The following is a 6,251-nucleotide window of genomic DNA, read 5'->3' on the forward strand; positions in this document are numbered from 1 at the left end:
GAAAAGTGATAATTGCGGGAAAGTATTGATAAGCATTACTTTTGCCCCCATTTATCTTATAATATCAAACCTATTTTATCTTTATCATTGAGGTGAGCCTTATGGCATTACTCCCTATTTTAAGCTATCCCGACCCGCGCTTGCGCACGATTGCAACGCCTGTCAAGGAAGTCACTGCTGAAATCAAAACCTTAATCACCGATATGATTGAGACGATGTATGATGCGCAAGGCATTGGTCTGGCTGCCAGTCAAGTTGATCGCCACATTCAGCTCATCGTTATGGATTTATCAGAAGATAAAGATAGCCCAAGGGTGTTTATCAATCCGAAAGTGACGCCATTAGTCGAAGAGAAACAACCCTATGAAGAAGGTTGTCTATCGGTACCGGATGTCTATGATAAAGTTGAGCGTCCAAACAAAGTACGTATAGAAGCACTTGATCAAGATGGCAATGCGATTGATGAAGAGGTAGAAGGCTTACTTGCGGTATGTATTCAACATGAGATGGATCATCTAAACGGGGTAATATTCGTCGATTATTTATCAAACCTTAAGCAAACCCGCGCTCGTGATAAAGTCCGTAAAGTGCTAAAAATACGCGAAAAACAAGAAGCGGATAAGCAGCCACAAGCGACGACTGTTTAATACCAGTCGTATTAATACCACCTGCATTCGTTATCTACCTATTTTATTGTTTTTATTAAGGGTTACCTAGCATGACCATGATCAAAATTGACCAATATTTTGACCCTGCCAGCTGGCAGAAATTCACTCAAGCTGCTGAAGGTCGTGAAACCCCTTTCTTAGTCGTTGACCTTAGCCGTATCAAAAGCAAATATAATGAAATGGTTGGACTTTTTCCTGAGGCAAAGATTCATTATGCAATGAAAGCCAGTCCTGCCGTTGAGGTGATTAACTTACTTGCCGAGCTAGGATCAAACTTTGACTGTGCATCGATTTATGAGCTCGACCGTGTGCTTGATTGCGCTGTCGATGCCAATCGTATTTCTTATGGTAATACCATTAAAAAAGCACAACATGTCAAATACGCTTATGAGAAAGGCGTGCGATTGTATGCGACCGACTCAGAAGCTGACCTTAAAAACATTGCTACCTATGCGCCCGGCTCTAATGTGTTCGTACGCATTTTGGTAGAAGGTTCGGACACTGCTGAATGGCCGCTGTCGCGCAAGTTTGGTTGTGATCCTGCTATGGCGACTAATTTGCTGATTCAAGCGCGTGACTTGGGCTTAGTACCTTATGGCGTCTCGTTTCATGTCGGCAGTCAGCAAAAATCTGTTGCGGTATGGAATGACGCCTTGATGACGGTTAAAAATATATTTGAGCAGCTGCTAAACGAGCAAGGTATCAAGCTGCAAATGATTAACTTAGGTGGTGGCTTCCCTGCTAGATACTTAAGTCAAGTCAATCCGATTAAGGAATATGCTGAAGCGGTAAAGCAGTATTTAGTGGATAGTTATGGTGTTGACGATATGCCGGAGATTATCTTGGAGCCGGGTCGCTCATTGGCGGCAAGCTCAGGGGTTTTGGTCAGTGAGGTCGTGCTGATTTCACGCAAGTCGCATGACGATACCACGCGCTGGGTTTATACCGATGTGGGCTTATTTCAAGGCTTAATCGAAACCTTGGGTGAAGCCATTAAATATCCGGTTTATACGCCTAAAATGGAAACGTCAACCAATGCAGGCAGGGTAGTATTGGCGGGTCCAACCTGTGATTCGGCCGATATTATGTATGAAGAAACCGACTATCAGCTACCAGAAGAGCTTGAGATTGGTGATAAGATATTTTGGTTAGCCACTGGCGCTTATACTAACTCTTATTCGTCAATTGAGTTCAATGGTTTTCCGCCTTTAGAAGTAGTTTATGTTGACTAGATTTTAATAAATAGTCGTTAATATAACAAGCGCGGTATTGTGAATAACAATGCCGCGCTTTTTTATGCTTATCCTTCTATAGTAGATTCATTTTAAAAACGATGCAGTGCTATTGGCTATAAATTTTTCTTGCTTGCTGTGCCTACGCAGACAGAGGCTGCAAAAAAATCATACCAGCAGTACCCTAGCGTTTTTAAGGTATTTTGACGATAGCTTACTGTACCAATAGTGAAATAGGCACGCTATTACTACTATTATTTGTGCGGTTACTCCCATAACTTGAGCTTTGGTTTTGACCGTTTTGAGAGATTTGTCCGATAGTCACCCACTGCCCGCGCGGTACGATAATCGTGCTGTCGAGCCTTTGACCTTTAACGCCACTATTATCATTCTGGCGATAAAGTGAATTGGAACGCACTAGCTTTTCTTCGACTTGTGATAATTTTACCTCAACTTGTCCATTAGGTAACAGTCTAGGCGTCACCGCTATGCCTTGCGTCGTTGGCAGTAGTATCTGCTGCTGAATAATAATCTGTCCCGATGGTCGATTATAGGTAGGATAACTATTGGCAGTATAGGTTTGGTTTAGTGAATAAAGCGTACTTGTACTAATGCTGGCAGCGCTACCAGACAAGGTTTGCACTTGGTATAAATTACTGCTTTGCTGCTGGCTATTGCGCTGATTGATAACACCTGACCCTTGAATACCGCGGTTGGTAATAATCACCTGACCTTGCTGGATATTACCTTGGCTACTGCTATTATTGCCGACACGCACAGAAACCGTTAACGCTTGCGGCTGACGGTCAATCTGTGTCAATAGCTGTTGTACCGCCTGATAATTGGCAGCACTGGTGCGAAGTACTAGCTTATCTTGATAAATGGCGACCGTACCGCCGTCACGGCTGTTATTTAATTGCTGACGAACGGCTGGTAATAAGCCTTCACCACCATAAGTATGAATAACATAAGTTTCATAACTGCTTTGATTGTTGGCAGCTTGTACTGCTAACGGTAGGAGAGTCAGAGTTAACACAAAAGCTGTTTGGCGCGCGTAGTTAGCACTTCTGACTGTAATGACAGCCCGACTAAATACTGCTATCAGATTATATCCAAACTTATCCATATCTGACTCCTAGCCGTAATCAATAATTAAAAAGCCCTTCATTTAAACCTAAAACGTCTTGCATATTGTATTGCCCAGCGGACTGCTGAACGATCCAAGTAGCGGCGCGCACTGCACCAGCCGCAAAGGTCATGCGTGCACGGGCGCGATGGGTAATCTCAACCACTTCGCCATCGGCAATAAACATCACGGTATGATCGCCAATGATTTCACCGCCACGAATCGCATGAATACCAATCGTGCCTGCTTCGCGCTCTCCAGTCTGTCCTTCACGGCCATAAACGGCGACGTCTTTTAGGTTCTGTCCACGTGCTTCTGCCACTGCCTCTGCCATCATATAAGCTGTACCGGATGGGGCATCGATTTTATGCTTATGATGCGCTTCGATGATTTCTACATCTGCCTCAATGCCAAAGGCTTTAGCAGCCATACCTAGCAATTTTAATGACAGATTAACGCCTGTTGAATAGTTACCCGCGTAAACGATAGCAACCTGCTCACTTGCTTTTGCCAGTACTTGCTCTTGCTGCTCATTAAATCCTGTCGTACCGATGACCATCGCGACGTTATTTGCCGCGCAAATCTGCATATTTTGTTCAGTAGCATCAGGCAAGCTAAAGTCAATCAATACGTCGATATCATTGATAACTGCTTTTAGGTCATCAACAATCTGTACCTCTAAGCGTCCAATAGCAGCGACTTCTCCCGCGTCTGCTCCGACAAGGCTTGAGCCTTGACGCTCAATCGCAGCGTTAAGTGTCGTTTGTGGATTGTCTTGTATCGCCTCGATAAGCATACGACCCATACGCCCGCCTGCACCGATGACACCGACCTTAATCATTTTTTTATTCTCTTTCTGACTCATATCATTACCCTAAATATTTTATTTTTGATCCGCTGTTTTTAAAATTATCCCGCTAAGTTTAGCAAATATAATGTATGAATGGTTTTTTATACCACTAACAAAAAGCCCTGTTGTTTCACGTGAAACAACAGGGCTTTAGATAACTTAGCAAATCAAATAAGTTAAATTATCAATCAAACAATTCGCCTATCTTTTTAAAGAAAGATTTTTTATGTGGCGACTGCTGATGCTTGCTATCACCATCCAGCGTATCTTGAAACTGACGTAGCAAGTCTTTTTGCTCACGGTTTAGATTCACAGGCGTCTCGATGACTACACGGCAAATCAAATCGCCTTTCATCGTGGTACGTACTGGCGTCACGCCTCTACCGCGCACACGTAGCAGCTTGCCACTTTGCGTACCTTCAGCAACCTTAATTTTTACTTTGCCATCTAAGGTTGGAATTTCAACTTCTTTACCCAATGCGGCATCGGTAATGCTAACCGGTACATCCATATATAGATCTGCACCTTGACGGGTAAAGACGTTGTGCGGTTTGACACGTACTTCGACGTATAAATCGCCGTTTTGTACGCCAGCGCCGCCCGCTTCGCCTTCTCCTGCTAAGCGCACGCGATCACCATCATCAACACCCGCTGGGATAGAAACTTCTAGCGTACGTGACTTGTCTTTGACGCCATTACCGTGACAGTCAGAACAAGGGTTTTTGATTTGTTTGCCAGTACCGCCACAATGTGGGCAGGCTTGTTGAACGGCAAAGAAGCCTTGCTGCATGCGCACTTGACCTTGACCATGACAGGTTTGACAAGTCACAATATCAGAGGCGTTTTTTGCGCCCTTACCATTACAGGTATCACAAGGCGCAGGTGCAGTAAAGCTGATTTCTTTTTTGCAGCCGCGTACTGCTTCTTCTAAGGTCAGCTCAATTACATAACGCAGGTCTGAGCCGCGACGCGAACGTCCACCGCCGCCGCCACGTGATTGACCAAAGATATCGCCAAAGTTACCAAAGATGTCGCCAAAAATATCTTGGAAATTGCCGCTACCACCACCGCCGAAACCGCCACCGCCCATGCCGTTTTCAAAGGCTGAATGACCCATACGGTCATAAGCAGAGCGCTTTTCTTCGTTGCTCAGTACTTCATAAGCCATCGACGCTTCTTTAAACTTCTCTTCGGCATCAGGATCGTCAGAGTTACGGTCTGGATGGTATTTCATGGCAAGCTTGCGGTAGGCTCGCTTGATTTCCTTGGTTTCAACGGTCTTACTGACACCTAATACTTCATAAAAATCGCGCTTACTCATGAGCTCTCCTATCGTCTTTACAGTCCACCACTCGGTCGATTCATCAACCCGATTCATTAATACATTTCATCAACGCTAGTTAACGAACGATTATCTTAATATCGTCCATCATCGTACCCAAAGGTTTCACATGAAACATAGCGGAGTATAAAGGACAGAGATGGTAATCGTATGAATCTTACAAGCAATATGGTGGGATGCTGCTTAGCCAAATCAATTATTAAAAGTTTGCGCTATTTATGGAGATGGCAGCGTCGTATATCAAGCTTTGAGGTATGGAAAGTATAAATTAGGGAGTTTTGTATATATTAAAAAGGTTTTGTTAAGGAATCAACAAAGGTTTTCATACCCTTATCAGGGTTAGCCATGCTAGTATTTATCGCCATATCCACGTATGTCTAAACTCTGTTTTCAGAGTTATATTAATAACCATTAAGTTTGTAATAAGGTATCGATTTTTATGAAAAAGCTGATTGTTTTATTAATTGTTATTGCAGTCACTGTCTATGCAGGCTCGCCTTATTACAGCGCTTATCAGCTTAAAAATGCCTATGATGCCAAAGACGGTGCCACTATCGCAGCGGCTATTGACTATGAACGAGTGCGCCCGAGTATTCAAAACCAACTAACCAGTCAATTTGCCGTGACCATGACCAAATATCCATTGGTCGCTGAGCTTGGCGGCGAGCCATTAAAAGAGGCGGCAAACGGCTTTATCACGCAAGCGGTCGCTGGTGCTATCACGCCGAAAAACATCGAAAAAGTCATCAACACCCAAGGTCAAGCCAATACCGCCACCAAAGAGCTGGCCGCAGCATGGGCAATCGCTAGTAACCAAGTCGACTTAAAAAACCTGATTCAAAACTTAATCATCCAGCGCGGTGATATCGATGCGGTGGTGAAAAATCAGATGCAGCAAATTATGGAAAAACAAGCGGATGAGCTTGAAAAGCAAGCTGCGCAAGGCTCTGATAGTGAAAAACCAAAGCTGAGCTATTGCGGTATTAATTGCTTTAATATTAGCGGGCAAGTGAAAGGCTATCCGCTTACCATA

Annotated in this window: 6 protein-coding genes; 3 read left to right on the forward strand and 3 right to left on the reverse strand. The window is 43.9% G+C overall.

Features of this window, described 5'->3' with window-relative positions:
• Positions 1 to 101: 101 nt before the first annotated feature.
• Together def and CAN34_RS10630 are read left to right on the forward strand one after the other, a co-directional pair.
• Positions 102 to 647 carry a peptide deformylase gene (gene def / locus CAN34_RS10625; RefSeq protein WP_089555633.1) on the forward strand — a complete coding sequence of 182 codons (546 nt, stop codon included), beginning with the start codon at positions 102 to 104 and terminating at the stop codon, positions 645 to 647.
• A 77-nt stretch (positions 648 to 724) separates the two neighbouring features.
• Positions 725 to 1,900 (forward strand): type III PLP-dependent enzyme, encoded by a 1,176-nt coding sequence (locus tag CAN34_RS10630; protein ID WP_089555639.1) that lies wholly within the window; start codon positions 725 to 727, stop codon positions 1,898 to 1,900.
• A 214-nt stretch (positions 1,901 to 2,114) separates the two neighbouring features.
• Here CAN34_RS10630 and CAN34_RS10635 read toward each other — a convergent pair whose 3' ends face one another.
• The 3 genes from CAN34_RS10635 to dnaJ all read right to left on the reverse strand — a co-directional run bounded on the left by CAN34_RS10635 (position 2,115) and on the right by dnaJ (position 5,197).
• Entirely contained in the window at positions 2,115 to 3,026 is a 912-nt protein-coding gene (locus CAN34_RS10635) for a hypothetical protein (protein ID WP_089555634.1), read from the reverse strand.
• A gap of 19 nt (positions 3,027 to 3,045) precedes the next feature.
• Positions 3,046 to 3,891 (reverse strand): 4-hydroxy-tetrahydrodipicolinate reductase, encoded by an 846-nt coding sequence (dapB, locus tag CAN34_RS10640; protein ID WP_089555635.1) that lies wholly within the window; start codon positions 3,889 to 3,891, stop codon positions 3,046 to 3,048.
• A 169-nt stretch (positions 3,892 to 4,060) separates the two neighbouring features.
• On the reverse strand, positions 4,061 to 5,197 hold the full coding sequence (gene dnaJ, locus CAN34_RS10645; protein WP_079690515.1) for a molecular chaperone DnaJ: 1,137 nt from the start codon (positions 5,195 to 5,197) through the stop codon (positions 4,061 to 4,063).
• 460 nt (positions 5,198 to 5,657) lie between these two features.
• On the opposite strand from dnaJ, the gene CAN34_RS10650 reads away from it, so the two are divergent.
• The coding region (locus tag CAN34_RS10650) for a DUF2939 domain-containing protein (RefSeq protein WP_089555636.1) at positions 5,658 to 6,251 on the forward strand (594 nt) is incomplete at its 3' end.

Origin of the sequence: Psychrobacter sp. DAB_AL32B, from assembly GCF_002224105.1 — a bacterium.
In the GTDB taxonomy this organism is placed as follows: Bacteria; Pseudomonadota; Gammaproteobacteria; order Pseudomonadales; family Moraxellaceae; genus Psychrobacter.

What these genes read in the sequence shown, in the direction of transcription:
- dapB (WP_089555635.1), bottom strand. Translation starts at nt 3,891, where the DNA reads ATGAGTCAGAAAGAGAATAAAAAAATGATTAAGGTCGGTGTCATCGGT.
- dnaJ (WP_079690515.1), bottom strand. Translation starts at nt 5,197, where the DNA reads ATGAGTAAGCGCGATTTTTATGAAGTATTAGGTGTCAGTAAGACCGTT.
- CAN34_RS10630 (WP_089555639.1), top strand. Translation starts at nt 725, where the DNA reads ATGATCAAAATTGACCAATATTTTGACCCTGCCAGCTGGCAGAAATTC.
- def (WP_089555633.1), top strand. Translation starts at nt 102, where the DNA reads ATGGCATTACTCCCTATTTTAAGCTATCCCGACCCGCGCTTGCGCACG.
- CAN34_RS10635 (WP_089555634.1), bottom strand. Translation starts at nt 3,026, where the DNA reads ATGGATAAGTTTGGATATAATCTGATAGCAGTATTTAGTCGGGCTGTC.